This window comes from Bradyrhizobium sp. 44, from assembly GCF_023073095.1.
Lineage (GTDB): Bacteria > Pseudomonadota > Alphaproteobacteria > Rhizobiales > Xanthobacteraceae > Bradyrhizobium.
The window spans coordinates 292,386-318,555 of the sequence record NZ_JADPIY010000038.1; the positions used below are offsets into that span (position 1 = coordinate 292,386).

At 64.0% G+C, this 26,170-nt stretch carries 27 protein-coding genes and 1 riboswitch; of the genes, 12 read left to right on the plus strand and 15 right to left on the minus strand.

The window, feature by feature from the left end; translation table 11 throughout:
• Window positions 1–112: 112 nt before the first annotated feature.
• Entirely contained in the window at window positions 113–1,741 is a 1,629-nt protein-coding gene (locus IVB41_RS34125) for a fatty-acid--CoA ligase (protein ID WP_247439009.1), read from the minus strand.
• A 65-nt stretch (window positions 1,742–1,806) separates the two neighbouring features.
• Between IVB41_RS34125 and IVB41_RS34130 the strand changes: the two genes are divergently transcribed.
• Entirely contained in the window at window positions 1,807–2,928 is a 1,122-nt protein-coding gene (locus IVB41_RS34130) for an extensin family protein (RefSeq protein WP_247439012.1), read from the plus strand.
• A 37-nt stretch (window positions 2,929–2,965) separates the two neighbouring features.
• Here the strand turns inward: IVB41_RS34130 and IVB41_RS34135 are convergent, their stop codons facing one another.
• The gene (locus IVB41_RS34135) at window positions 2,966–3,652 is read right to left on the minus strand and encodes a L,D-transpeptidase (protein WP_027568704.1); all 687 of its coding nucleotides are present in this window, start codon (window positions 3,650–3,652) and stop codon (window positions 2,966–2,968) included.
• Window positions 3,653–3,987: 335 nt separating this feature from the next.
• Between IVB41_RS34135 and IVB41_RS34140 the strand changes: the two genes are divergently transcribed.
• Together IVB41_RS34140 and IVB41_RS34145 are read left to right on the plus strand one after the other, a co-directional pair.
• Window positions 3,988–4,965, plus strand: a complete 978-nt coding sequence (locus IVB41_RS34140; protein WP_247356897.1) for a magnesium transporter CorA family protein — start codon at window positions 3,988–3,990, stop codon at window positions 4,963–4,965.
• A 186-nt stretch (window positions 4,966–5,151) separates the two neighbouring features.
• Window positions 5,152–5,370 carry a hypothetical protein gene (locus tag IVB41_RS34145; RefSeq protein WP_027568706.1) on the plus strand — a complete coding sequence of 73 codons (219 nt, stop codon included), beginning with the start codon at window positions 5,152–5,154 and terminating at the stop codon, window positions 5,368–5,370.
• 154 nt (window positions 5,371–5,524) lie between these two features.
• On the opposite strand, the gene IVB41_RS34150 is transcribed toward IVB41_RS34145, so the two are convergent.
• Window positions 5,525–6,277, minus strand: a complete 753-nt coding sequence (locus IVB41_RS34150; RefSeq protein WP_007607375.1) for an SDR family NAD(P)-dependent oxidoreductase — start codon at window positions 6,275–6,277, stop codon at window positions 5,525–5,527.
• Between the two features lie 72 nt (window positions 6,278–6,349).
• Window positions 6,350–6,991 carry a pyridoxamine 5'-phosphate oxidase gene (pdxH, locus tag IVB41_RS34155; protein ID WP_247399758.1) on the minus strand — a complete coding sequence of 214 codons (642 nt, stop codon included), beginning with the start codon at window positions 6,989–6,991 and terminating at the stop codon, window positions 6,350–6,352.
• Window positions 6,992–7,104: 113 nt separating this feature from the next.
• On the opposite strand from pdxH, the gene IVB41_RS34160 reads away from it, so the two are divergent.
• Together IVB41_RS34160 and IVB41_RS34165 are read left to right on the plus strand one after the other, a co-directional pair.
• Window positions 7,105–7,506: an RT0821/Lpp0805 family surface protein gene (locus tag IVB41_RS34160; RefSeq protein WP_247290981.1), complete on the plus strand. Its 402-nt coding sequence runs from the start codon at window positions 7,105–7,107 to the stop codon at window positions 7,504–7,506.
• Window positions 7,507–7,615: 109 nt separating this feature from the next.
• On the plus strand, window positions 7,616–8,581 hold the full coding sequence (locus IVB41_RS34165; protein ID WP_247439014.1) for a DnaJ C-terminal domain-containing protein: 966 nt from the start codon (window positions 7,616–7,618) through the stop codon (window positions 8,579–8,581).
• A gap of 329 nt (window positions 8,582–8,910) precedes the next feature.
• On the opposite strand, the gene IVB41_RS34170 is transcribed toward IVB41_RS34165, so the two are convergent.
• Together IVB41_RS34170 and IVB41_RS34175 are read right to left on the minus strand one after the other, a co-directional pair.
• Window positions 8,911–9,681, minus strand: a complete 771-nt coding sequence (locus IVB41_RS34170; RefSeq protein WP_027568709.1) for an anti-sigma factor — start codon at window positions 9,679–9,681, stop codon at window positions 8,911–8,913.
• Between the two features lie 106 nt (window positions 9,682–9,787).
• Window positions 9,788–10,276, minus strand: coding sequence for a sigma-70 family RNA polymerase sigma factor (locus IVB41_RS34175; RefSeq protein WP_247439016.1), 489 nt, complete (start codon window positions 10,274–10,276; stop codon window positions 9,788–9,790).
• 172 nt (window positions 10,277–10,448) lie between these two features.
• On the opposite strand from IVB41_RS34175, the gene fabI reads away from it, so the two are divergent.
• The 4 genes from fabI to IVB41_RS34195 all read left to right on the plus strand — a co-directional run bounded on the left by fabI (window position 10,449) and on the right by IVB41_RS34195 (window position 14,327).
• Window positions 10,449–11,264, plus strand: coding sequence for an enoyl-ACP reductase FabI (fabI, locus tag IVB41_RS34180; protein WP_247439019.1), 816 nt, complete (start codon window positions 10,449–10,451; stop codon window positions 11,262–11,264).
• A gap of 15 nt (window positions 11,265–11,279) precedes the next feature.
• Window positions 11,280–11,879, plus strand: a complete 600-nt coding sequence (locus IVB41_RS34185; RefSeq protein ID WP_247439021.1) for a histidine phosphatase family protein — start codon at window positions 11,280–11,282, stop codon at window positions 11,877–11,879.
• Between the two features lie 88 nt (window positions 11,880–11,967).
• On the plus strand, window positions 11,968–13,056 hold the full coding sequence (aroC, locus tag IVB41_RS34190) for a chorismate synthase (RefSeq protein ID WP_247290978.1): 1,089 nt from the start codon (window positions 11,968–11,970) through the stop codon (window positions 13,054–13,056).
• Between the two features lie 80 nt (window positions 13,057–13,136).
• On the plus strand, window positions 13,137–14,327 hold the full coding sequence (locus tag IVB41_RS34195) for an adenylate/guanylate cyclase domain-containing protein (RefSeq protein WP_247439024.1): 1,191 nt from the start codon (window positions 13,137–13,139) through the stop codon (window positions 14,325–14,327).
• 44 nt (window positions 14,328–14,371) lie between these two features.
• Here the strand turns inward: IVB41_RS34195 and IVB41_RS34200 are convergent, their stop codons facing one another.
• From IVB41_RS34200 to IVB41_RS34220, 5 genes are all read right to left on the minus strand, one after another.
• Window positions 14,372–15,541: a sensor histidine kinase gene (locus IVB41_RS34200; protein WP_027568714.1), complete on the minus strand. Its 1,170-nt coding sequence runs from the start codon at window positions 15,539–15,541 to the stop codon at window positions 14,372–14,374.
• Between the two features lie 60 nt (window positions 15,542–15,601).
• Window positions 15,602–15,853, minus strand: coding sequence for a hypothetical protein (locus IVB41_RS34205; RefSeq protein ID WP_027568715.1), 252 nt, complete (start codon window positions 15,851–15,853; stop codon window positions 15,602–15,604).
• Between the two features lie 552 nt (window positions 15,854–16,405).
• The gene (gene clpS, locus IVB41_RS34210; RefSeq protein WP_247439026.1) at window positions 16,406–16,711 is read right to left on the minus strand and encodes an ATP-dependent Clp protease adapter ClpS; all 306 of its coding nucleotides are present in this window, start codon (window positions 16,709–16,711) and stop codon (window positions 16,406–16,408) included.
• Window positions 16,712–16,848: 137 nt separating this feature from the next.
• Window positions 16,849–17,232 carry a fluoride efflux transporter CrcB gene (gene crcB, locus IVB41_RS34215; RefSeq protein WP_247439028.1) on the minus strand — a complete coding sequence of 128 codons (384 nt, stop codon included), beginning with the start codon at window positions 17,230–17,232 and terminating at the stop codon, window positions 16,849–16,851.
• A 28-nt stretch (window positions 17,233–17,260) separates the two neighbouring features.
• A complete protein-coding gene (locus tag IVB41_RS34220; protein ID WP_247439030.1) occupies window positions 17,261–18,469 on the minus strand; it encodes an MFS transporter in 1,209 nt (402 codons plus the stop codon).
• Between the two features lie 136 nt (window positions 18,470–18,605).
• Window positions 18,606–18,683, minus strand: a riboswitch (Fluoride riboswitch).
• A gap of 269 nt (window positions 18,684–18,952) precedes the next feature.
• Here IVB41_RS34220 and IVB41_RS34225 point away from each other — a divergent pair.
• From IVB41_RS34225 to IVB41_RS34235, 3 genes are all read left to right on the plus strand, one after another.
• Window positions 18,953–19,837: a DUF1194 domain-containing protein gene (locus IVB41_RS34225; protein ID WP_247290966.1), complete on the plus strand. Its 885-nt coding sequence runs from the start codon at window positions 18,953–18,955 to the stop codon at window positions 19,835–19,837.
• Between the two features lie 175 nt (window positions 19,838–20,012).
• A complete protein-coding gene (locus IVB41_RS34230) occupies window positions 20,013–20,645 on the plus strand; it encodes a hypothetical protein (RefSeq protein ID WP_027568720.1) in 633 nt (210 codons plus the stop codon).
• Between the two features lie 246 nt (window positions 20,646–20,891).
• Window positions 20,892–21,494: a hypothetical protein gene (locus IVB41_RS34235; RefSeq protein WP_247356883.1), complete on the plus strand. Its 603-nt coding sequence runs from the start codon at window positions 20,892–20,894 to the stop codon at window positions 21,492–21,494.
• Here the strand turns inward: IVB41_RS34235 and IVB41_RS34240 are convergent.
• Genes IVB41_RS34240 through dxs form a run of 4 tightly spaced genes read right to left on the minus strand, consistent with a single transcriptional unit; the run spans window position 21,491 to window position 26,007 of the window.
• On the minus strand, window positions 21,491–22,738 hold the full coding sequence (locus tag IVB41_RS34240) for a methyltransferase (RefSeq protein ID WP_247439032.1): 1,248 nt from the start codon (window positions 22,736–22,738) through the stop codon (window positions 21,491–21,493). The genes IVB41_RS34235 and IVB41_RS34240 overlap by 4 nt on opposite strands.
• On the minus strand, window positions 22,731–23,465 hold the full coding sequence (locus tag IVB41_RS34245; protein WP_247290961.1) for a TlyA family RNA methyltransferase: 735 nt from the start codon (window positions 23,463–23,465) through the stop codon (window positions 22,731–22,733). The genes IVB41_RS34240 and IVB41_RS34245 overlap by 8 nt, the downstream gene beginning before the upstream one ends.
• Window positions 23,466–23,491: 26 nt before the next feature.
• Window positions 23,492–24,046, minus strand: coding sequence for a nucleoside 2-deoxyribosyltransferase (locus tag IVB41_RS34250; protein ID WP_247439034.1), 555 nt, complete (start codon window positions 24,044–24,046; stop codon window positions 23,492–23,494).
• 32 nt (window positions 24,047–24,078) lie between these two features.
• Entirely contained in the window at window positions 24,079–26,007 is a 1,929-nt protein-coding gene (gene dxs, locus IVB41_RS34255) for a 1-deoxy-D-xylulose-5-phosphate synthase (protein WP_027568725.1), read from the minus strand.
• Between the last annotated feature and the right edge of the window lie 163 nt (window positions 26,008–26,170).

The window sequence follows — 26,170 nt, forward strand, 5'->3', positions numbered from 1 at the left end:
CCGTTGAGACCACGGCCCCGAGGCAAATTCAAGGGTTCCCGGGATGTTACGGCCTGTCATTCCGGGTTCGATGCCGTTGGCATCGCCCGAAATGACGGTTTGGTTTGGCCGCCTACGCCGCCGCGTTCGGGAAGCGGTATTCTTTGAACTGGTCGCGCAGCGCGGTCTTCAGGATCTTGCCCGTCGCCGTGTGGGGGATGCCGTCGACGAAGGCAACGTCGTCAGGCATCCACCATTTGGCGATCTTGCCGTCCATGAACTTCAGGATGTCCTCGCGGCTGGCCTGCTGGCCCTGCTTGAGCTGCACGATCAGCAGCGGACGCTCGTCCCATTTGGGATGGAACACGCCGATCACGGCGGCTTCCGCCACGGCGGGATGGCCGACGGCGAGGTTTTCCAGCTCGATCGAGGAGATCCACTCGCCGCCGGACTTGATCACGTCCTTGGAGCGGTCGGTGATCCGCATGTAGCCGGCTTCGTCGATGGTCGCGACGTCTCCGGTGTCGAAGAAGCCGTCCTCGTCGAGAATATCAGTGTCGACCCGGTAATAAGCCTTGGCGACGGCCGGGCCGGCGACCTTGAGGCGGCCGAAGGTCGTGCCGTCCCACGGCAATTCCTTGCCGGCATCGTCGGTGATCTTCATCTCGACGGCGAACGGCGCATAGCCCTGCATCTGGAGCACGTCGAGCCGGGCCTCGCCGGTCGCGTTCTGGAACGGCGGCTTCAGCGCCGCGACGCTGCCGATCGGGCTCATCTCGGTCATGCCCCAGGCGTGGCGGACGTTCGAGCCCATGTCGAGGAAGGCCTTGATCATCGAGCGCGGCATCGCCGAGCCGCCGCAGATCACCATCTTCAGGTCCGGCAGCTTCAGATTGTTGGCGTTCATGTGCTGGAGCAGCATCAGCCACACCGTGGGCACGCCGGCGGTATGCGTCACCCTCTCGGTCGAGAGCAGCTCATAGACCGAGGCGCCGTCGAGCTTGGCGCCGGGCATGACGAGCTTGGTGCCCTGGGAGGGCGCGGAGAAGGCGATGCCCCAGCTGTTGGCGTGGAAGAGCGGCACCACGGGAAGCATGGTCTCGGAGGCGCTGGTACCGAGCGCGTCGACATTGTTAGCCATCAGCGCGTGCAGCACGTTGGAACGATGCGAATACAGCACGCCCTTGGGGTCGCCGGTGGTGCCTGATGTGTAGCACATCGCGGCCGCCGTGTTCTCGTCAAAGTCCTTCCATCTAAACTTGCCGTCGGCCTCCGCAATCCAGTCCTCGTAGGCGACCACGTTCTTCAGCGTCGTCTGCGGCATGTGCGCCTTGTCGGTGAGCACGACGTAGCGTTCCACGCTTGTCAGCTTGTCGGCGATCTTCTCCAGGACCGGAATGAACGTGATGTCGGTCATCACGATGCGGTCCTGCGCATGGTTGATGATCCAGGCAATCTGCTCGGGGAAAAGGCGGGGATTGACGGTATGGCAGGTGGCGCCGATCCCCATGATGCCGTACCAGACCTCGAGATGGCGCCAGGTGTTCCAGGCGATCGTTGCGACACGGTCGCCGAGCTTGATGCCGTCGCGCTCCAGCATCTGCGAGACCTTGAGCGCCCGCTTGTGGATATCGGCATAGGTGGTGCGATGGATCGGTCCCTCGACCGATCGCGTCACGACCTCCTGCTTGCCATGAATCTTGGCGGCGTGTTCGATGATCCGGTGGCAGAGCAGGGGCCAGTCTTGCATCAAACCAAGCATTCCGTCGTTCCTCCGAGAAGCCGCTGGGCGAATTGTCGCTCTCAGCGTTGGGCCAAAGAATTGTCATGAGTCTTAGCCTGCCCGCCTTTCGCCGCAAATGGTCTTGTCGCGGCTATATGTCCGTCGGCGCGGCAATGGTTACCGTCGTGCTCGGGTTCGCGGATGGGGCGGAGGCGCGCAAATATGGGTCCCCGCTGGACATCTTTGGTATTGCTGCACCAGGGCCGCGCGCGACGGTTCATTCCGCCAATGTCTCTGGCAAGATCCCGCTCCCGAGGCCTCGCCCCGAGGAGGCCCCCAAGGCATCGGCCAAGGCATCGGACGAGGCTCCTTCGGGGACTGACGACAAGCCTTCCGCGGACAAACCTGGCACCACCAAGCCCGCCGAGGCCGCGCCGCCACCCGAGAAGCAGGCCTCGGCGTGCCGCCTCGCGCTGACCGAGGAGATCGCGATCGCGCCCTCGATCCCGGATATCCGCGGCCCTGGCGCTTGCGGCGGCGAGGATCTCGTGCGGCTCGAAGCTATCGTGCTGCCGGACAAGCGCAAGGTGGCGGTCAAGCCGGCGGCGATCCTCCGCTGCACCATGGCGTCCGCAATCGCCGATTGGGTGCGCAAGGACGTGGTGCCGCTGGCCGCGAGCCTCGGCTCGACCATCAGCGATCTCGACAATTTCGACAGCTTCGAGTGCCGCGGCCGCAACCGCGTCGTTGGCGCCATGCTGTCCGAGCACGGCAAGGCCAATGCGATCGATGTGCGCGCCATCAAGCTCGCCAACGGGCAGTCGATCGGCCTGACCGACCGCACCATGCCGCGCGAGGTGCGCGAGCGCGTGTTGCATTCGGTCTGCTCGCGCTTTTCGACCGTGCTCGGCCCCGGCTCGGATTGGTACCACGAGGACCATATCCATCTCGACCTCGCGCAGCGGCGCAACGACTATCGGATCTGTCAGTGGAACGTCTGGGATCCCCTGCCGCAGGTTGCCCCGTTCCTGCCGGCGGAACGGCCCGAGGAGGCGCCGCCGCGTGAGGTCGCGGCCAAACCCGAAGCGAAGCCCGAGGCCAAACCCGAAGCCAAGCAGGGAGTTGATGACGAGGCGGCGGAGAAATCTCCTGCGCCCGCGGACAAGCCTGCGGCCGATGGCAATAAAACCCAGCCGCACAAGCCGGCAACAAAAAAGCGCCGGTGAAACCGGCGCTTTTGAATGTCTGAGATCAGGAACCTGATCAGTAGCTGCCCGCCTGGCCGGTTTGGCTGCCGCCGAGTGCGAGGCGCGAATTGTAGGGCGAGTCGCCGTGCTTGGGCTCGAGCACCACAACGAGGGTGCCGACCTTGACGCGATCATAGAGGTCGATCGCGTCCTCGTTGGTCAGGCGGATGCAGCCCGACGAGATCGAGGCGCCGATATATTCCGGCTGGTTGGTGCCGTGAATGCGGAACAACGTGTCCTTGCCGCCGGAGTAGAGATACATCGCGCGGGAGCCCATCGGATTGTCCGGACCGGGGGCGACGAAGGTGGGCACGCCCAGGCGCGAAATTTCGCCGGGGGTGGGGTGCCAGGCCGGCCACTCGGTCTTGCTGCCTACCTTGGCGATGCCCGACCAGGCCATAGCTTCTTCACCGACGGTGATGCCGTAGCGGATCGCCTTGCCGCCATCCATGACGTAGTAGAGGTAATGGTTGTCGGAATCGACCACGATCGAGCCCGGCGATTCCTTGCGGTGGTAATCGACGATAGCGCGGCGGAACGGCTCTGCGACCGCAGTTTTCTCATACCTGACCTTGGCGAGGAGTTCCTTGTCTTTCGGCTTGAACGCCTTGGTGTCGGTCGCCTCGTAATGTGTGGCCTGCATGCAGCCCGACAGCATCAGGCCAGCGGCCAAAATACCAAGCGTAACTTTCAGCGACGACATGATTTGGTTCCAATCAACAACAACAAGCTTTCGCAGGGCTTGAACAAGCCAATTCCACGATTCCGTTGGCTCCATTATCGTTGAAATCTGCCACAATTCCAGCCTTTCGAAGCTTCTCCCGCGCTGCAAGACCTTACCTGTGGCTTTTCTGCCGCAAGTTTTGCGGGCCAGAGTCGGTTTCTAGGCAAAACGGTCGTTAGTGTCGATTCCGTGCCACAGTTGGGCCACGGCGTCGCCACAAATGCAAACGCTCCGTTAATGTGCTTGTCATCATCAACTTGTCAGAATCGCGCTAAGGGCTGTCAGTCTGTCGCAGGCCCCTGCTGGAGTTGTGCATGTTTTCTGTGTTCGTTCCCTCCGACTCCTCCCTCAAGAAGGCCATCGTCGAGGATCTCGCGGCAGTCCCGGAGCATGCGGTCTGGATCGACCTCGTCAACCCGACCGCGGCCGAGGACAAAGCCGTCGAGAGGCTCTCGGGGATTGCGATCCCGACCCGGGAAGACATGCAGGAGATCGAGATCTCCAGCCGCCTCTATATGGAGAACGGCGCGCGCTACATGACCGCGACGCTGATGTGCCACTCCGATACCGATATGCCCCGGACCACGGCGGTGACCTTCATTCTCGGCGACCACCGCCTGGTAACGGTGCGCTATGACCAGCCCAAGCCCTTTGCGCTGGTCGAGGCCAAGCTGGCGCGTTCCTGCACGCCGGCCATCACCGGCGAGATGGTGCTGATGGAGCTGCTCGATGCCGTGATCGACCGCTGCGCCGACATCCTGGAGCGCTGCGGCGCCGAGATCGATCAGGTCTCGCATGACATCTTCGAGCCGGAGAGCGAGCGCCACGGTCACGCCAAGCAATATTCGCAAATCCTGATCTCGATCGGCCGCAAGGGCGATCTGACCTCCAAGGTTCGCGAGAGCCTGGTCTCGATCGGCCGCGTCGTCGCCTTCCTCTCGGCGGTGGTGGAGGGCGTGAAATGGTCGAAGGACATGCGTGAGCAGCTCAAGACCATGCAGCGCGACGTCGTCTCGCTGACCGACCACGCCTCCTACCTCTCCAGCAAGATCACCTTCGTGCTCGACGCCATGCTCGGCGTCGTCAATCTCGAGCAGAACAACATCATCAAGCTGTTTTCGGTCATGGCGGTCGTCCTGATGCCGCCGACGCTGATCGCCTCGATCTACGGCATGAACTTCAAGTCGATGCCGGAACTCGAATGGGCGCACGGCTATCCGTTCGCGCTGGTCTTGATGCTGATCGCGGCGATCGTTCCCTATTGGATCTTCAAGTGGAAGAAGTGGCTGTAATAGCTACCGAGACCTTACGCCGGACGCAGAGACACGGTGTCTGGTGTCGCAGAATAGAGCGGGATTGCGGCCGCACCGCGATGTATGCTCGCCGCCCCAATTCCTCCGGTAAAATTTGAGCGGTGGACTGAACGTTTGCGCGAAACTTGTCTGCGATAAGCAGAGTGTTAGCCGCGAGGAACAGCCATGGTTGAAAAACAAATAACGTCGCCCCGCAACGTCATCAATCTGGCGAACTATCGTCAGGTCCTGGCGAGCGGCAAGGCGTCGTCGATGTCGGCGCGCATGTGCCGGCACTGTGGTGCTCCGCTGCTCGACGGCGAGAACGACGACGATTGCTCGACTGCAATCAGCACGGCCGCTCCGCAGCCACGCGAGAGGTCACGTCGGATTCGACTCGATTGAGGAACGGAAGCTAAGGGCGATCCAGGTCTTGCGGCGGCGTTGTCTGGATCGCCTTGCTTCCCCGGCGTTGTTTCCAACATCATCATTGCGAGGAGCTCGCGACAAAGTTGCGAAGCAATTTTGCGCTGAAGCGACGAAGTAATGACGAGGTAGCCTACACGTGCTGGCCGCCGTTGATGTGGATCTCGGCGCCGTTGACGTAAGAACTGGTGTCCGTGCACAGCACGTAGATGATCTTGGCGACCTCGTCGGGCGTGCCGAGCCGGTGCATCGGGATCTGCTGGTCGACGATCTTCTCGGTGCCCGGCGACAGGATCGAGGTGTCGATCTCGCCCGGTGCGATTGCGTTGACGCGCACGCCGACGCGGCCGAAATCGGAGGCCATCTCGCGGGTCAGGGATGCGAGCGCAGCCTTCGAGGTGGCGTAGGCCGCGCCCGCGAAGGGATGCACGCGCGAGCCCGCGATCGAGGTGACGTTCACGACAGAGCCCTTGGCCGTCTTCAGTTCCTCGATCAGCCCGCGCGCCATCATGATCGGCGCGAAGAAGTTGACGTTGAACACGTGCGTCCAGGTGTCGAGGTCGGTGTCGATCGAGCCGAGCCTGGAGCCGCCGGCGCCCTTCGGTGAGATCGCGGCGTTGTTGACCAGCGCATGCAGCATTCCGCCTTCGAGCCGGTCGCGGATGTCGGAGATCGCGCGCGTGGTATCGGCGGGGGTGGCAAGATCGACCTGGATATGGTCCTCAGGGCCTGCGTCCCACGGACAATCCTCCGGGAACGGATGTCGCGAGCAGGTGATCACGCGCCAGCCGGCCGAGGAGAAACGGATCACAGTGGCATGGCCGATGCCGCGGCTAGCCCCGGTCAGGAGCAGCGTGCGGCGCGGCGCATTGGAAGGCTGCGGCATGAAGGTCTTTCAGGTTGGAGCATGATCCGGACCCGGACGGGCTTTCCGAAAGGATCATGCTCGAACAAAACACTAGGGATACATCCGCGTCTTGGACCATTTCTGGCCGGCCGCGTCACGGCGAAATTCGATGCGGTCGTGCAGGCGGAATGGGCGGTCGTGCCAGAACTCGATACGAGACGGCGTGATACGCCAGCCGCTCCAGCCCGGCGGACGCGGCACCTCGCCGATGATGTGCTTGGCGGCGACCTTGGCGATCGCCTGCTCGAAGGCGAAGCGGCTCTCGAGCTCCTGCGACTGCTTGCTCGCCCAGGCGCCGATCTGCGCCTGCTTCGGGCGGGTGGCGAAATAGGCGTCGGCCTCGGCCTCGGTCACCGGCGTCACGTTGCCGCGGATGCGGACCTGACGGCGCAGCGACTTCCAGTGAAAAAGTAACGCGGCCTTAGGATTTGCGGCGAGTTCGCGGCCCTTCTGGCTGGCGATGTGGCTGTAGAAGACGAAACCATCGGTATCGAAGCCCTTCATCAGCACCATTCGCACGTCCGGCAGGCCGTCGGCATCGACGGTGGCGAGCGCCATGGCGTTCGGATCGTTCGGCTCGCTCTTGATGGCTTCGTTCAGCCAGGCCTCGAACAGCGCAAAGGGCTCGTCGGCGGCGGTGAAATCACCGGATGTTAAGGGTGTCTGGTGTTTCATCGAGGTCGTGTCGGTCATGTCTGGGGTCCGAGTTGCGTCCTGCGGTCCAAAATGCGTCGTTGTCTGCTACCGCCCTATATAGGGTATGGGGACGCGTTGGCCTATCGGCGATCCGGCCGTCCGGCTTCGTCATGACGATCATTCTGATCGGGCTCGGCGCCGGCGGCTGCAGCTTTTCCCGCAACGACAAAAGTGCCTACGCCAAGGCCGACGACAGCGACCTCACCGGCTCGATCGCGATGCCGGCCAAGGCGCCGACCGACACCGATCTCGCCTTCGCCCGCAACGCTGCCTCCGACGTCCTCAGCAAGAACGACAAGGATTCCAGCCAGCATTGGGAGAATCCGGAAACCGGGGCGCGCGGTTCGGTCACGCCGATCGCGCAATCCTATGCCGCTGAAGACGGCCGCAAGTGCCGCGACTTCCTGGCGAGCTACGTCAACGGCAGCACCGAAAGCTGGCTCCAGGGTGCGGGCTGCCAAAGCAGCCGTGGCAGTTGGGAGATTCATACGCTAAAGCCGTGGCGGAGCTAGGAATCGCTTCACCAGGCTAGTTGCAAAAATACCACTCGCCCCCCACATGAGGCTCAAGTGGGGCGGGGAGCCCTTTGAACAATTCGATTTCTTGAAGGAGACGTGACGGATGCGCGACCCCTATGAGGTCTTGGGGGTGCCGCGGAGCGCCAACGCTGCCGCGATCAAGAGCGCCTATCGCAAGCTTGCCAAGAAGCACCATCCCGACAGCAACAAGAACGACCCGAAGGCGGCCGAGCGCTTCGCTGAGCTCAATACGGCCAACGAGATCCTCGGCGACGAGGACAAGCGCAAGCAATTTGACCGCGGCGAGATCGACGCCGACGGCAAGCCGCGCTTCCAGGGTTTTCCGGGCGGCGGCGGTGGGCCGCGCGGGCGCGCGGGTCCCGGCGGGTTCGAGAGCTATACGTTCCGCGGCGGCGGCGCGGGCCCTGGTCCGGGCGGCGGCGCGTTCGAGGACATCCTCAACAGCATGTTCGGCGGTGGGCCGCGTCCGCGGCCCGGGGCCGGCGGCGGTGCCCAGTTCGAATTCGACACCGGCGGGATCGGGCTCGATCTCGACGTTAATGTCGCCATGACCGTCTCGCTGGAGGAGGCGGTCAAGGGCGGCGAGAAGCGCGTTCGGCTGCCGAATGGCAAGGAACTCAACGTCAAGATTCCGGCCGGCGTCACCGAGGGCCAGCAGATCCGGTTGCGGGGACAGGGCGAGAGCGCTCAGGGCCATCCGCCGGGCGATCTCCTGATCACGATCGGCATCGCCCAGCATCCGTTCTTCAAGATCGAGGGTGCCGATCTCAGGATCGACCTGCCGGTCACGCTTTACGAGGCGGTGCTTGGCGGCAAGGTCCGCGTGCCCACCCTCGGCAATGCCGTGGAACTGTCGGTCCCGCAAAACACCTCCAGCGGCCGGACCTTCCGCCTTAAGGGCAAGGGACTGCCAAAAGCTAGCGGAACCGGGGATCTCTTCGTCACCATCAGGATTATGTTACCGGACGGGAACGACGCCGAGCTTGAAGCATTGATGGAGAAGTGGCGGGACCAGCACCCCTACAATCCGCGTAGCGGGCTTGGTTGAGCGTGATCCGGAAAGTGTGAAGGGGTTCTCCTAAAGACTGAGAGCGTCGTCCATCGAGATGATGCTCATCATATGCCAGAGGCGTGGTAGCCCTTCTTGGCTCACGTGCTCGACGTGTCGGCTATCCGGCGGGGCAGCCGATAAAAAGGTGCGGCCTCGAGAGGGGGACCAGCGCGGTACCAAAAACCCCAATCGAGGCCGCCCGCGTCGATCGGCGGATCGAACGCTGCTCATTTTCGCGTGATCATCCGGTGCGATAATGAGACGCGCCGATGTCTTCATTCCAAATTTTCAATGTCGGAATCGAGGCACCGCGTTTGCGTGGTTGTCTAGGTGCCGCTTTTCTCTGCCTGGTCGTAGACCGCCTGCGCCACTTTGGTCAGCCGATCCCGGTCGCCGCCACCGCTGACGACGTAGCCGACGCCGCGCTCCGACCAGAACAGCGCCCCGTCCTTGTCCGTTCTGGCGTAGCGCATCTGCGTCGCGCCATTCTCGGTCTTGGCGGTGTAGATCGTGTACCGCTCGCCCGAGGCGCCCTCATACATCAGGAACGACGCCGGCCCGTTCGGCCCCGGCAAAAGCCGGCCACCGACGAGCTTCAGTCCACTCGCCTCCAGGTTCGGTGCAAACACGGTCCAGCCGCAGCGTCTGGTCAGCCAGGCCTGGAGGTGGTCGCGCTCGTTGCCGCCGACCTCGACCGGATGGCGGACCTCGACGACATAGAGCCGGTGGGCGTCGAGCGCGTCAGTCGTAAAACTCTGGAAGGTCGACGGCGCGTTGGCGGCGCCATGCCCCAGCCAGCCGGCGGCGCCGCCGGCGACGAAGGCCACCAGCACGGCCGCGGCTGCGCCATAGAGCCAGTGCCGCGGGCGGCGCTCCAGCCGTTCCAACTCAAGCCGCGCCGGCACCGGCTCCTGGGCGACCGAATCGTAGCGGGCGTGCAGCATCTCGGCCATGGCGCGCCAGGACTGCACGCGCTCGCCATCCTCAGGCTGCGCGGCAAGCCAAGCCTCGACATCGGCGCGGCGCTCGGCCGGCAGCTCGCCGTCGACATAGGCGTGCAGTTCGTCCTCGGTCACTGGGATCTTGCGGTCGTTCATATCGATCGTCTCTGGCTCTGCGGCCCAAAATGTTCTTCGTGGTTCAACTGCGCCGTTTCCCATGCCATGCAGGAGGAACGACCGGCGCGATGCATCAATCCTGCCATCATTTCACCCGCCTGAGCGCCGGGCGCTCACCCTCCAGCGAGGCTTTGACGTGGGCGCGGGCGCGTGCCAGGCGCGACATCACGGTGCCGATCGGCACCCCCTGGATGTCGGCGACCTCGCGGTAGCTCAAGCCCTCCAGCATCACCAGGAGCAGCACCGAGCGTTGCTCCTCGACGAGCGTCGCCAGCGCCCTCTCGATATCGCGCCCTTCGGCTTCGGTCCCGCTGGCATCCGGATTGTTCTCCGTCAGCTGCATGAATTGCGGCCGCCGTGCCAGCGAGCGCCGCCGGTTCTTGTTGAGGTTGGTCAGGATCGTATAAAGCCAGCTCCTGACGTCGCCCCCGAGAAACAGGCGCTCCGAACGCAGCGCCCGCACCAGCGTATCCTGCACCAGATCGTCGGCCGCATCCGTCTCGCGCGTGAGCGCGCGGGCGTAGCGGCGCAATGCCGGGATCATGGCTTCAACGCTTTGGCGAAACGCACTCATTGCGGTCTTGACGTCCTGATGTTCGGCGCGAGCGCCACAACGATCATAACACCCGAGCGGAACGGCTATTCCGGCGCTTGAAACAGCGTTAACGCCGCGTATTAGGACTGTACCGCAACGGAGGGCTGGTGTACCTCCAAACCTCACCGGAGCTCGACGGGACGTTAGCAAAATGTCGCAGAATTCAGGTCTGATGCAGGGCAAGCGGGGCGTGGTCCTCGGCGTTGCCAACAACCGCTCGATCGCCTGGGGCATTGCCAAGGCATGCCACGCGGCCGGCGCCGAGCTTGCCTTCACCTACCAGGGCGATGCGCTGAAGAAGCGCGTCGAGCCGCTCGCCGCCGAGATCGGCGGGCTCGTGCTCGGCCATTGCGACGTCACCGATGCCGCGACCATCGATGCGGCCTTCGCGGTGCTGAAGGAGAAGTGGGGCAAGATCGACTTCCTGGTGCATGCGATCGCCTATGGCGAGCAACTCGACGGCCGCTACGTCGACACCACGCAGGAGAATTTTTCGAAGTCCCTGCTGATCTCCTGCTATTCGTTCACGGCCGTGGCGCAGCGCGCCGAGAAGCTGATGACCGACGGCGGCTCGCTCATCACGCTCAGCTATTACGGCGCCGAGAAGTGGATGCCGCATTACAACGTCATGGGCGTCGCGAAAGCGGCGCTCGAAGCAAGCGTGCGTTATCTCGCCGCCGATCTCGGCGAGAAGAACATCCGCGTCAACGCGATCTCGGCGGGGCCGATCAAGACCCTCGCGGCGTCCGGCATCGGCGATTTCAGATATATCCTGAAGTGGAACGAAGCCAACGCACCGCTGCGGCGCAACGTCTCCACGGAAGACGTCGGCGGCAGCGCGCTGTATTTCCTCTCCGACCTCTCGCGCGGCGTCACTGGCGAGGTGCACCACGTCGATTCCGGCTATCACGTGCTCGGCATGAAGCGCCCGGACGCGCCAGACATTTCGTTCGGCGGGAAGGACTAATTTTTCAGGCCAGCAATGCCCGTGCCCACGATCTATTATCTGCGCCACGGCGAGACCGAGTGGAACGCGCTCGGGAGGCTTCAGGGCATCAAGGACATTCCGCTGAACGCGCGCGGTCGCGGTCAGGCCGTGCAGGCCGGCGGCATTCTCGCCGATCTGTTCAAGCGCGAGGGCCGCGACAAGGCTGCATTACCCTACGTGTCGAGTCCGCTTGGCCGCGCGCGAGAGACCATGGAACTGGCGCGGAGCAAGCTCGAACTGCCGACTGCGGACTATACGCTCGACGATCGCCTGCGTGAGATCGGCTACGGCACCTGGGAGGGACTGACGCTGGCCGAGAGCGAGGCCTCCGATCCCGACATCTACGCCCGGCGCCTCGCCGACAAATGGACGGTGGGCCCCGCGGGCGGGGAGACCTACGCCGATGTCCAGGTCCGCGCGCGCGCCTGGTACGACCAGCTTCGGACCGACACCGTCGCGGTCGCCCATGGCGGGACCTGCCGGGCCCTGATGGTTTCACTCGGCCTGGAGACGCCGGCGAGCGCCGCCGAACTCTACATCGAGCAGGGCGCCGTCTACGTGTTCCGCGACGGGCGGCTGGAGAAGTTTAGTTAAGCCGGCTCGCCGTCTCCGTGGCGGCTGCGGGTTTGACCCCCGGCGCCCCGCGCGTTACCACACGCGGGAACCGAGCCTGCGAGCAGCGATGTCCTTCAACACCTTCGGCCACATGTTCCGCGTCACGACCTTCGGCGAGAGCCATGGGGTGGCGATTGGCTGCGTGGTCGACGGCTGCCCGCCCATGATCCCGCTCGTCGAAGCCGACATCCAGGGTGATCTTGATCGCCGCCGGCCCGGCCAGTCGCGCTTCACGACCCAGCGTCAGGAGCCGGACCAGGTCAAGATCCTCTCCGGCGTGATGGCGCATCCGGAGACCGGCGTGCAGGTGACGACGGGCACGCCGATCGGGCTCCTGATCGAGAACACCGACCAGCGCTCGAAGGACTATTCCGAGATCAAGGACAAGTTTCGCCCTGGTCATGCCGACTTCACCTATGAAGCGAAGTACGGCCTGCGCGACTATCGCGGCGGCGGCCGCTCGTCGGCGCGCGAGACCGCCACTCGCGTCGCCGCCGGCGCGATCGCGCGAAAGGTGCTGCCCGACGTGAAGGTGCGCGGCGCGCTGGTGCAGATGGGCCCGCACAAGATCGACCGCGCGAAGTGGGACTGGGACGAGATTGCGAAAAATCCGTTCTTCTGTCCCGACAAGGACAAGGCCGCGTTCTTCGAGACCTATCTCGACGGCATCCGCAAGAGCGGCTCCTCGATCGGCGCGGTGATCGAGGTCGTCGCCGAAGGTGTGCCGGCAGGCCTTGGCGCGCCGATCTACGCCAAGCTCGACGCCGAGCTCGCCGCCGCAATGATGAGCATCAATGCGGTGAAGGGCGTCGAGATCGGCGCCGGCTTTGCCGCGGCCGAACTCACCGGCGAAGAGAACGCCGATGAGATGCGCACCGGCAATGACGGCACGCGCTTTCTGTCCAACCACGCCGGCGGCGTGCTGGGCGGAATCTCCACGGGGCAGCCGGTGGTGGTGCGTTTCGCGGTCAAGCCGACCTCGTCGATCCTGCAGCCGCGTCTCACCGTCGATCGCAACGGTGCCGACACCGAGATCATGACCAAGGGCCGCCACGATCCCTGCGTCGGCATCCGCGCCGTCCCCGTCGGCGAAGCCATGATGGCCTGTGTGCTGGCGGATCATTTCCTGCGCGACCGCGGCCAAGTCGGGCGCTAGCGTTGCGCGAGGCGCTTGTACCGCGCTACTAGCCCACCGCGCAGCTTGACGATCCCACAACTTCGTCGGCAAATGCAGCCATGGAAAGCTCCGATCTCCAACGTATCACCAGCTGGCTGATCGACGGCGCCTGGTCGTCCAAGGCCCCGGCCGAGATGACGGCGGAAGCCTGCGAACGGATGGTCGCAGCCGGTCTGCCGCTATGGCGGTTCGGCATCTTCATCCGCACGCTGCATCCCGAAATTTTCGGTCGCAACTTCATCTGGCGGGAGGGCGAGGAGGTCGAGATCGGCACGGTCGATTTCGAGATACTGGAGACGCCGGAATTCGCCAGAAGTCCGCTGCGGGTCGTGTTCGAGCAGGGACTTGAGGTGCGGGGACGCATGGACGATCCCGGCAGCAAGCATTTTCCGTTTCTCGACGACATGCGTGCCGAAGGCGTAACCGACTACGTCGCGATGCCAATGCCGTTTCTCGACGGCTCGGTCCACGCGACGAGCTGGACCACGCGCCATCCAGGCGGCTTCACCGATGACCACATCGCGGCGATTCACGCTATCGTCAAGCCGCTCGCGCGCATCACCGAGATCATCAGCCTGCGCCGCACCGCCGAGATGCTGCTCGACACCTATGTCGGCAATCGTGCCGGCGCGCGCATCCTTGGCGGTCAGATCCGCCGCGGCCACAACGACACTATGCAGGCTGCGATCTGGCTCTCCGATCTGCGCGGCTTCACCGCACTGTCGGACCGGCTGCCGGCCGAGACTGTGGTCGAGATCCTCAACCATTATTTCGACTGCCAGGTCGCCGCGATCCGCGGCCATGGCGGCGAGGTGCTGAAATTCATGGGCGATGGCCTGCTCGCGGTGTTCCCGATCGACGAATATGTCGGCGATGCCGCGCATGTCTGCACGCGGGTGCTGGAGGCGGCGCGCGAATCCCGCGCCAGCGTCGAGGCGCTCGCGTATCCTGTCGGCGACGTCATCGAGCGCTTCCATTTCGGCGTGGCGCTCCACGTCGGGAATATCCTCTACGGTAATATCGGTGGCGGCAACCGCCTCGACTTCACCTGCATCGGCCCGGCCGTGAACCTTGCCGCCAGGCTCGAGAAGATAACGGGTCGCCTGGGGCGGACCGTCGTGGCCTCGGAAATGTTCGCCAATGTCTGCCGCCACGACTGGCACGAGCTCGGCGAATTCCCGATCGCGGGTTTTTCAAAGGCGCAGCGCGTGTACGGGCTGACGGAGGAGAGGCCGGTGGCGATGGCCTGAGGTCGTCCTCGGAGGTCCGCCGCCGCCAACCAGGTGAGCAGAATTCAGGCGTTCGACGCCATCACCGACTTCAGCGGTACATCCAGCTGATAAACAAATCCGGACGGTTCGTAGGCCAGCCGCACCTGTCCGTTCAGTTGCTGGCCGAGCGACTCGATCATCCGGGTGCCGTAGCTCCGTCGTGTCGGCGGCGCCACCGCAGGGCCGCCGCTTTCGCTCCACTTCAGGCGCAGCCTTTGCTCGATCTCGTCGACCGTCCATACGATCTCGACATGGCCGGAGGAACTGGACAGCGCGCCGAACTTCGTCGTGTTGGTGCAGAGCTCGTTGAATGTCATCGCGAGCGCTATCACGGCACCGGATGTGATCCTGAGGTCCGGCCCATTGAAATGGAATCGTCGGCCCCCCTGACTGTCATAGGGATCGGTGGCGCCGCTCAGGGTATGAGTGAGGCTCGCATTTGACCAGCTGACCTGTATCAACAGGTCGTGGGCACGCCCTAACGCCAGCAAGCGGCCATCCATGGCTTTTTGGCCTTGCTCCAGACTGATTGCGGTCCGGAAGCTCTGGGCTGCGATTGCGCTCACCGTCGCAAGCGTATTCTTGATGCGATGATGCAGCTCTCCGAGGATGAGCTTTTGCAACTTGTCGGCAGCCTCGCGTTCGTGGGCTTCGATGCCGGCTTGAGCGAGCAGGACCTTGGCGTCGGTGTCGGCCTGTTCCAGCAACAGGCGCAGATTGTCGTTTTCCGCTACCAGAACCGATTCCTGTGGCGATCGAGCAACCTCAAGGTTGTCCCCAGGATCCGTCGTTGTGGTCGGAAGGATTTTTAGCGCGCCCGCTCCGATCATGGTTTGCAACTGCGAGATCATTTCGTCGACGGCGAGCGGCTTGCGAAAGAAGCGGCTGTCGGCCGGCGTTTCGTTTTCAGACGGCTTTACCTGACCGGAAACCAGCACGATCTTGATGGCAGGCCAGCGATCGTGCACCGCGTGGGCCAGCTTCAAGCCGTCCATGGTCCCGGGCATCTGGATGTCGCTGAACAGAAGCGAGATGTCTGACCGCGACTCGAGGATCGCGATGGCTTCGTCGGCGTTGACGGCCTGCACAGGGCAGAAGCCTGCATCCTCGACGATATCGACCGCGCGCATGCGCAGGATCATCTCGTCTTCGACGACGAGAACATTCGGCAAGGAGGTTGGAGGTGTTGACATCTGTGCACGATACTTTCCTGGACATCCGACAAGCTCGGCCGGCGCTTTGCGATTGTTGGTTTAGCGGCGCGCCGTCACCAAGCGAGCTTCATGAACCCTGACATCGGATTCACCTCGGCGCAGACACGACGCTTCGAAGTCCGGCCAGACCTGGCCCAGGCAGTTCCGGGTCACCGGATGGCTCGCCAGCCGGTCCGCCTTCGCCAAAGCAACGGTTTCGCGCGCTTTCACTTGCGGAGCGAAGCCGGGCAACACCATTACGGACACTCCGAGGAGCGCGAACATCGCGAACGCGATAAAAGATTTCATCATGGGGGCTGCTTTGGCTGTTGACCGCCCCGTTTCGTTTGGGGACGCTGTTACAACAACCAAAAAGAAATATAGTTCATTTCATACAACTTATATTTGAGGTGTGATTTGCAGGCGGATGCCGCCCTCGGCCCGGATCGTCACTCGACGTGAACAGGCCGCCGACCAGGTTGGCTTGCCACTACCTCGGTGTTTTGGGACCAGGCAGGCTTATCCAGTCATGAATGTGCGAGGCCGTTTCGCTCAATCGCGCCGCTCTGAGCAGCGCTTCCCGCTGGACGCCGGGCGGGGCAATCTCTGCGCGACGACGAGCCTCGGCTGCCAATTGGGCAAGGCGATTGCTCAGCGGGATGGTTCTCTTGGTGGTGTCTTGCATAGGACGCTCCGCATTGGGCGGGAGCGCAAAGACTCTCTCAGTCACCGACGGATGCCGTGACGGGCCGGTGATGGCTTACCATGCGCCTGTTGACGGCCAATAGATACATTATTCGGCAGGGCAGATTCGGCGCCGAAATCGAAAGAGGGCGCCAAAGCACCAAAGCCGGACCGGTGCTACTATTCCTCCGGCTCCGTGGTGAACAGCAGGGGAAAGCCCTTCGTGCGGCCGGCATCCGTTGCGCGGGTAGCCTTGGTCTCGGCGACGTCCTTGGTGAAAACGGCGACCACGCAGGCGCCGAGCTTGTGGGCGGTGATCATCACCTTGTAGGCCTGATCCTCGGTCATGCGGAATTCGGCTTTGAGGATCATCGTGACGAATTCGCGGGGCGTAAAGTCGTCGTTGATCAGGATGACCTTGTGCAGCTTCGGTCGCTCGACCTTGGTCTTCGTCCTGGTTTTCGGTTTGGCAACAGTGTCGGCCATCGCTTCTGAAACGCCTTGGTGCAGTTGAGCTTCCAGCCAACCGATCATATTGCAGGACGCCGCCCTTCTCCAAGATGCTAGGCGCGCTTGTCATATGCGGCTCCAGATGAGCAGGAATGCGCCGCTGCGCTCGGCTCTTACGGAAGCGCGCGGACGAGTTGCATTGCGGCGATGAGGGCTGCAACGGACAACACCACCGATCCAATCATGTAGGCGGCCGAGGCCCATGTCTGTCCACGCTCGACCAGAGACCAGGCATCCAGCGAGAACGTCGAGAATGTGGTGTATCCGCCACAAATCCCCACCGTCAGAAATATCCGGACGGCTTGCGGCAGGTTCCACCTCGTCGCGAACATCGCGGTGAAAACCCCGATCAGGAACGATCCCGTCACGTTGATGATCAGGGTGCCCCAGGGGAAATCGGTGCCGAACGCTCGGCCTGAACCGATCGCAACGAGATAGCGCACGACTGCGCCAAGCGCTCCACCAGCGGCGACCGCCAGAATGAATTGGACGTTCAACGTCTCGTTCCCCCGTTTGCCATTTCCATCATGTATCCTCCGTTACCAGGCCGCCGCCGACGGCAAATAGTCCCATCAGCGCGATCAGCGCAAAGCCGAGCCCGGCCAGGAAGGTGCCGGCCGGACCATAGCTATCCCACAGCCCGCCGGCGATCACGCTTGCGGCCAGCAAGGCAAGGCCGGTGAACAGGTTGAAATAGCCGAACGCGGTGCCGCGCAGGCTCGGTGGCGCTGCGTCAGCGACGAGGGCCGAGAGCAGGCCTTGCGTCAATCCCATATGCAATCCCCACAGCGCGACGCCGAGGGCGAGGCCGCCAAGGGTTGGCAGCAGTGCGAGCGCGAGATCGGCGCCGGCGAGGAAGACGAGGCCGAGCGCGAGCAGGCCGGTGCGGTTGATCCGGTCCGAGAGCACGCCGGCCGGATAGGCCGACAACGCATAGACGATGTTCATCAGCACCAGCACGGCCGGCACCCACATCGCATTGAGCCCGATGTTCTGCGCGCGCAGAATCAGGAAGGCCTCGCTGAAACGCGCTAGCGTGAACACGACGCCAACCGCGACGACACGCCAGTACACGGATCCAAGCTGGCGCATCGCGGCCATGTTGAGCGGATTCTTTGACGGCTCCTGGCCTGGGTCAGGCTCCGGCTCGCTCACCGCGAACGCGATCAGTCCGAACGACAGGAAGGCCGGCAGCACCGCCACCCAGAACACCATCGTAAAATTGTCCGCCGTCCACCACATCAGGCCGATCGCGATGAGCGGCCCGACGAACGCACCGATGGTGTCGAGCGACTGCCGCAGGCCGAAGCTCGCGCCGCGCAGGCCGATGGGTGCGATATCGGCGATCAGTGCATCGCGCGGCGCGCCGCGAATGCCCTTGCCGACGCGGTCGATGAAGCGCGCGGCAACCAGCCATCCGACGCTGGGGGCAAGCGGGAACAGCGGTTTTGTCAGCGCGGCGAGCCCGTAGCCGAGCGCGGCGAGCAATTTGCGCCGGCCGAGCCAGTCGGACAACGCGCCGGAGAAGATTTTCGTGATCGAGGCGGTCGCCTCGGCAATGCCCTCGATGAAGCCGACGGTGAGCGTGGAGGCGCCGAGCACGGTGACGAGATAGACCGGCAGCAGCGCGTGGATCATCTCGGAAGAGACGTCCATCAGCATCGAGACGAAGCCGAGCACCCAGATCCCCCTGGGCAGGCCCGCACGTGCAGCATTCGGTGTTGTCGTCGTCACGTCCAGGACTTCTCCTCGGCCTCTGCTTGATCTCTGCTTGACCTCTCCTCGGCCTTCGCATCCAGGCAACAAAAAACCCGCCAGCGGCGGGTTTGTCCATGCTCCCGCCGAAGGCAGAGGCCTGAAAATTGCCCCTCCTCAAGCAGGAGTCATCAGCCCACTACGGTCACAGGCCGCCGGGCGGTTGTCGGGGGACTCCATCCCCATCTGTCCGGCCAGCCTAACATGGAAATCGCGCCGGACAAGTGGGCGAGGGTGCACTGTCCAGTGGCCCGTCGGTCCGGGAGCGCACCGCGCGTGACGGCGCCAGTCCAGCGGCGCGAGCGCGGCAACATCGCGGCAGCTTTGCGCAATGCTTCGCAATTCCCGCCCGCAAATGCCTAACTGGCAAATGCTTAACTGGAATGTGAAGCGCGAGCGATCTTCGGACTTTGCGGCAAGGCGATTGCATGTCACCATCACGTCATACGACGGGAGGCTGCGATGCGCTTGCTGTTCTCGATCGGGGCTGTGCTGGTGACCGGCATGTTCGCCGGAGGGGACGTCGCGGGCATCGCGGCACCAGGACCTAAGTTTGAGTCGCCCAGACTGGCGCTGCTCAAAAATCAGCCGCAGCGGCAAGCAGCCGACAGAGACGCGCAGACAGTCGATGTCGAGCTGATCCTCGCTGTCGATGTCTCCTACTCCATGGACATGGACGAGCTCGCGATCCAGCGCGAAGGCTATGCGCAGGCGATCCAGTCGAAGGAATTCCTGCAGGCGCTGAAGCTGGGTCCGAACGGCCGCATCGCGGTGACCTATTTCGAGTGGGCCGCCTCGACCGACCAGAAGATCATCATTCCCTGGCGCCTGATCGACGGACCGGAGACCGCCGATGCCGTCGCCGCCGAAATCATGAAGACGCCGATCCGGCGCGCCTCGCGCACCTCGATCTCCGGCGCGATCAGTTTCGCGATGCCGCTGTTCGATGAGGATCCCTATCGTGGGCTGCGCCGCGTGATCGACATTTCTGGCGACGGTCCCAACAACAATGGCACTCCGGTCACGATCGCGCGCGACGCGGCGATCGAGAAGGGCATCGTCATCAACGGCCTGCCGATCATGGTCAAGGAGCCCTCCTATTCGACCATGGATATCGACAATCTCGATTTCTACTATGAGGATTGCGTCATCGGCGGTCCCGGTTCCTTCGTCATCACGATCAAGGACCGCGACAAGTTCAAGGAAGCCATCCGCACCAAGCTCTTGATGGAGGTTGCGGGCCGTATGCCGGAGCGCCCCGTGATGCGGGTTGCGGAGAAGGACAAGGAGCCGCGTGTGAACTGCATGATCGGCGAGAAGATCTGGTCGGACCGCTGGGGTCGCTGAGCGCTGCACCCGAACGAGACCTTTTGCCCTATTTGCCCGCGATGGAATTTTAACCATGCGTTAACTGTTGCGTGGCCCTAATCGGCTGCTTCCAATTGTTTCCGGATACTGTTCTGACGTTCCTGTCGGGGCGCGAACCAAGCGGGCCCGTCAGACAAATCCGCCGAGCAATCCAATGGCCATCGTCTCATCGAGCACCAGCCAGATTTCTCCCGCTCTCGAGCGGGTGTATCACCAGAGCTCCCTGCTCGGTGAGTGGAAAGGCAATTGGGCTGGCAACAACCAGCCCGTCAGCTTCAAGGTCGTGAACATCCGCGGTGCCCGGGCGCAGGTCGAGTACACCCATAACGGGCGCACGGAGCGCGGTTTTGGCGAGGTCGCCGGTTCGCTTCTCACCTTCGGCACGGTCACGGTCGGCACCAAGGACGGCAAGAGTCTGGTGCTGTTGTCATCTGCGGGCGCGGGCAAGCAGACCGCGACTCTCGAGAAGCAGGCGCCGCCGGCCTCCGACAGCCGCCTGATGGGAAGCTGGGGCGGCTATTCCAGTGACAATGGCAAGAGCGCGAGCTTCAGGGTGCTCGCTGTCAACGGCAACGAAGCGCAGGTCAGCGTCACCACCGATGGCGTCACCCGTCAGGGCACCGGCACCGTCTACAAGAATGTCATCATGTTCGGGCAGGCCCAGATTGCGACCGACGACGGGCAGAACGGCAAGATCATCTACCAGGTCCGCAACAAGTCCTTCGTCGTGCCCGTGACGAAATATCCGCCGTCGGATACATCGTCCTCGGTGGACAGAACGGCGTAACGCCTCGCCGTGGTTTGCCGCGGCCTGATGTCGGCGCCGCCACAGTACCGCAATCGAACGCTTCGAGTTACCTGGCACGAGCGGTGGCGGCGGCGGAACGCTCTCGACCTTCTTGTCGCCGTGGGAACCGTGCAAGACCTCGGAAACGCGTGCGGGAGTTGATTGACACGACGCTCCGGGCCGGCTCCACTGGCCTTCGGGGCATCCGTCGCGTATAATTTCCGCACTTCCTTGACGGTCATCTCAATGTCCAGCCTCACAGATTCCCGCGCCTTCGCAATTCTCTTCGCCGTGCTTTGCCTCGGCGGAGCATCGGCTCATGCGCAAGTGGCGCCCGTGAGGTATTGGATACCGGGCGGTCCTTTCGGTTGGGGCGGCAGTGTCGGCCAGAGTGCCGACGCCTACGGCAACTTTCCAAGCTTGAAGGCCGGCGATGCCGACGGAAGCTACAGTTTTCGTCCCGGGTTCTTTGTCGGAAGCGAGCGCGGCAATCTCGGTTTGAACGGTTTCAGCCAGAGCGGGCCCGTCGGCAATTTCAGCGCGCTCTCCTACGATGGCACGCAATTTGGTTACAACACCAAGACCGCTGGCGGCATGCCCGTCACGTTCTTTGCCGGTTTCGACACGCTGAAATACGGCGGCGGCATCGGCAGCTCGCTTGCGCCGCTCACCTCCAACGCCTCGCCCGGCTATGGCGCATTTGCGGGTGTCGAGTTTAAGCCGACCTCCAATCTCAGCCTGTCGTTCGGCGCCGGCTTCACCCAGCAGCAATCCGGGCGCATGGACAGCGACATCAACTCGTCGATACTGCCCGGCGAGTCACCGGCGCTGGGCGGTCTTCGCCGTTAGCGCGTGAACTTCGCCACCAGTTCGACATGCGGCGTATGCCGGAACTGGTCGACCGGCACCACGGCATCCATCTTGTAGCCGCCGTCGATCAGCAGCCGCGCGTCGCGGGCAAAGGTCGCGACGTTGCAGGAGACCGCGACCACCACAGGCACCTTGCTCGCGGCGAGCTTCAAGGCCTGCGCCTGCGCGCCCTGGCGCGGCGGGTCGAACACGACGGCGTCGAAATCGCGCAGCTCCGGCGCCACCATGGGACGGCGAAACAGATCGCGCGGCTCGGCCTTGATCGGCTTGAGGCCCGGTGTGCGCGCGGCTTTTTCAAGCGCTGCAATGGCGCCGGCGTCATTGTCATGGGCGGTGACGCGGGCCTTTTCGGCGAGGCGCAACGCGAACGGACCGACGCCGCAGAAGAGGTCGAGAACGTTCTTCGCCATGCCGATGCGCTCGGCGACCAGCGACGCAAGGGTCTCTTCACCGGCGACGGTCGCCTGCAGGAACGAGCCCGGCGGCAGCGTCACCTCGGCGCGGCCCATCTGCAGGGTCGGTGGCAGGCGTTGCAGCACCAGTTCGCCGTGCCGTGTCAGCCGCGCCAGGCGGTGCTGCTCGGCGACGCGCGAGAGCGCCGTCACGAGCGGCGTTGGCAGCGGGCCGGAGCCGCGCACGTCGATGTCGAGACCGTTGGCGGTCGCGGTGACCTGGATGTCCAGCGGTTTCGTCACCGGCATTTTCGACGTCAGCAGCTCGGCGAGCGCCCAGCCGGCATCGAGTGCACCCGCGAGCCCGGGATCGAGGATCGGGCAGCGATCGATCGGGATGACGTCGTGCGAGCTGGCAGCCGAGAAGCCGACCTTGAGGATGTCATGGGTGCCGAACCGCCCGTGCAGCGTGATGCGCCTGCGTCCCGCACCGTGGGCATCGACCAGCGACGCCACCTCGCAGTCGATGCCAGCCTGGGCCAGGGTCTCGACCACGATGCCGCGCTTCCAGGCGCGATACGGTTCACTCGCCCAGTGCTGGATCGCGCAGCCGCCACAGACGCCGAAATGCGGACAGAACGGCGCGACGCGCTCGGGGCTGGCGACATCCACCGCGAGCAGCTTGCGGCGGTCAGGATGGTTGCCGACGACATGATCGACTTCGACGACCTCACCGCCGAGCGTGTAAGGCACATAGATGGCTTCCCCAGCGTCGAGCGAGACGCCGTCGCCGCGATGGCCGACGTGATCGATCGTCACGCGCTCAACCACGGCGCGCGCCCAGGAAGAATTCGATGTTGCCGTCGCCGCCGGTGATCGCCGACGGGAACACCTCGATATCGGTGCAGCCGAGCGAGGCCGCAAAGGCGGCGATGTCGTCGCAGATCTCACGGTGCACGGCGGCGTCGCGGACGATGCCCTTCTTGTTGTGCTTCCGGTCCGCCTCGAACTGCGGCTTGATCAGCGCCAGCAGGCTCATCGGCGCGGCCGCCAGCGACAGCGCCACGGGCAGCACCGTCTTGAGCGAGATGAAGCTGACGTCGATCACGACGACATCGGGCCGCGCCGGCAAACGCTTGCCGTCATAGGCGCGGATGTCGGTCTCTTCCATCGACACGATCTTGGAGTGACCGCGCAGCGAGGGATGCAGCTGACTGGTGCCGACATCGACGGCAAAGACGAGACTTGCGCCATTCGCCAGCAGCACCTCGGTGAATCCGCCGGTGGACGCGCCGACGTCGAGGCAGACATGGTCCTCGATCTCGATCGGGTAGCGCTCCAGCGCGCCGGCGAGCTTGACGCCGCCGCGAGAGACGTAAGGATGTACGGGCTCGGCCTGGATCACGGCGTCCTCGGCGATCGTCTCCGACGGCTTTGCGACCTGCTTGTCGTCGGCCGTGACGAGCCCGGCCTCGATCGCTGCGCGCGCCCGCGCCCGGCTCTCGAACAGGCCGCGCTCAACCAGCAGAACATCCGCGCGCTTGCGGGCAGGGGACATCATCTCTCCGAAGACGCCTGAGGCGCTTATGTAGCGATCAATCGCGCGGCCGCCATCCGGACGCAAGCCTCGAACGCGGCCAAATCGTGCCAGACGTCGATCGGCATCTGCGCCGGCGTCACCAGCGGGCAGCCATGCAGCTCCAGCGCATGGATCATCATGAGATTGTCGGCGAGGCCAAAATCCTCGACCGTCAGCCCCTGCGCATCGACCAACCGCCCGTTCTCGGACGTCACGTTCATGAAGCGACCGACACGGTCGGCATAGGCGGCGCCGTCATTGGAATAGGCGAGGCAAAACTTGCGGCGGCCGGCCATGTAGCCGAGCTCGTAGACGGTCCCGGGATCGGCGCCCGCGCCGCGGAACGGCGTGAGGTTGGCGATGATCGCATCGGCCGAGTCCATCATCGCCTCGTTGCCGCAAAAGATCTGCCGCGAGGCGTCGGGAGCGGCGAGGTCGATCTCGTTGTCGAGGGGATAGAGGCCGGTGAGGCCGTGCGCAGCACAGATCGCGGCCTTCTGCCGGCCGATTTCGACCGCATCTGGCAGGAACACGTCGGGGCCTGCCAGGTAGATTTTCATCGAGCTGCTTCGCGGAAGGTCGAAGCTCGCTGTCAGGCGAGCTTGACCGTCTCGGCCTTGACGTCCTTGCCGAGCGCCTCGAACACCTTGGCGACGATGCCCTTGGCGTCGAGACCGGCACGACCGTACATCGCCGCCGGGGTGTCGTGGTCCTGGAACACGTCGGGCAGCACCATGGTGCGGAACCGCACCAGGCCGCTGTCGAGCGCGCCCTGATCGCTCAGGTACTGCGCGACATGCGAGCCGAAACCGCCGACCGAGCCTTCCTCGATGGTGATGAGGATCTCGTGGTCGCGCGCGAGCTTGAGCACCAGCTCGGTGTCCAGCGGCTTCATGAAGCGCGCATCCGCGATCGTGGTCGAAAGGCCGTGGGCTGCGAGCTCGTCGGCGGCCTTCTCGCATTCGGCAAGGCGCGTGCCGAAGGAGAGCAGGGCAATCTTGCTGCCCTGGCGGACGATGCGGCCCTTGCCGATCTCGAGCGGAATGCCGACTTCGGGCATCTCGATGCCGCGGCCTTCGCCCCGCGGATAGCGCAGCGAGCTCGGACGATCGTTGATCGCGACCTGCGTTGCAACCATGTGCACCAGCTCGGCTTCGTCGGCCGCGGCCATGATCACCATGTTCGGCAGACAGCCGAGATAGGCGTTGTCGAACGAGCCGGCATGGGTGGCGCCGTCGGCGCCGACGAGGCCGGCGCGGTCGATGGCGAAGCGCACGGGCAGGCTCTGGATCGCGACGTCATGCACGATCTGGTCGTAGCCGCGCTGCAGGAAGGTCGAGTAGATCGCGCAGAACGGCTTGTAGCCTTCGGTGGCGAGGCCGGCGGCGAACGTCACTGCGTGCTGCTCGGCAATGCCGACGTCGAAGGTGCGGTCCGGGAACGCCTTGTTGAAGATGTCGACGCCGGTGCCGGAGGGCATCGCCGCGGTGATGGCGACGATCTTGTCGTCCTTCTCCGCTTCCTTGACGAGGCTCTGGCCGAACACGTTCTGATAGGCCGGTGCATTCGGCTTGGACTTGGCCTGGGTGCCGGTCGCAACGTCGAACTTGACCACGGCGTGGTACTTGTCGGCGGAGGCTTCCGCCGGGCCGTAGCCCTTGCCCTTCTGCGTCACGACGTGAACCAGGATCGGGCCGGTCTCCATGTCGCGCACGTTCTTCAGCACGGGCAGGAGATGGTCGAGGTTATGACCGTCGATCGGGCCGACATAGTAGAAGCCGAGCTCCTCGAACAGCGTGCCGCCGTCCATCATGAAGCCGCGGGAATATTCCTCGACGCGGTTGGCGCGGCTGGCGATGATCTTGGGCAAGCGCTTGTTGATCTGCTTGGCCGCATCGCGCAGCGTGCGGTAGGTCTTGCCCGAGTAGAGCCGCGACAGGTAGGCGCTCATCGCGCCGACCGGCGGTGCGATCGACATGTCGTTGTCGTTGAGGATGACGATCAGGCGCGAGTTCATCGCACCCGCATTGTTCATGGCCTCATAGGCCATGCCCGCCGACATCGCGCCGTCACCGATGACGGCGATAACGTTGTTCTTGCCGCCGGCGAGGTCGCGCGCGACCGCCATGCCGAGGCCGGCGGAGATCGAGGTCGAGGAATGCGCGGCGCCGAACGGATCGTAATCGCTCTCGCTGCGCTTGGTGAAGCCGGACAGGCCGCCGCCGGTGCGCAGCGTGCGGATGCGATCGCGCCGGCCGGTGAGGATCTTGTGCGGATAGGCCTGGTGGCCGACGTCCCAGATCAGCCGGTCGCGCGGGGTGTCGAAGACGTAATGGATCGCAGTGGTGAGCTCGACCACGCCGAGGCCTGCGCCGAAATGACCGCCGGTCACCGAGACGGCATCGATGGTCTCCTGACGCAGCTCGTCGGCGACCTGGCGAACCTGCTCGACCTTGAGCTTGCGCAGGTCGTCGGGCGTCCGGATGGTGTCGAGAAGCGGCGTTTTACTATATGCGTTCACGGCGATTTCCAATTTGTCAGCGCCGGAAGATCGTTCCGGTGCGCGATGGGTTTGCTCAATATCGGCGCAGCGCGAGTCCTTAAACCGTCGGAGCCACCTGCATGGGGCAAAGCCCCGTCTTCAAGCTTAGGTGAGCTTAAGTGCTCTCCGGTTCAGTCTCTGT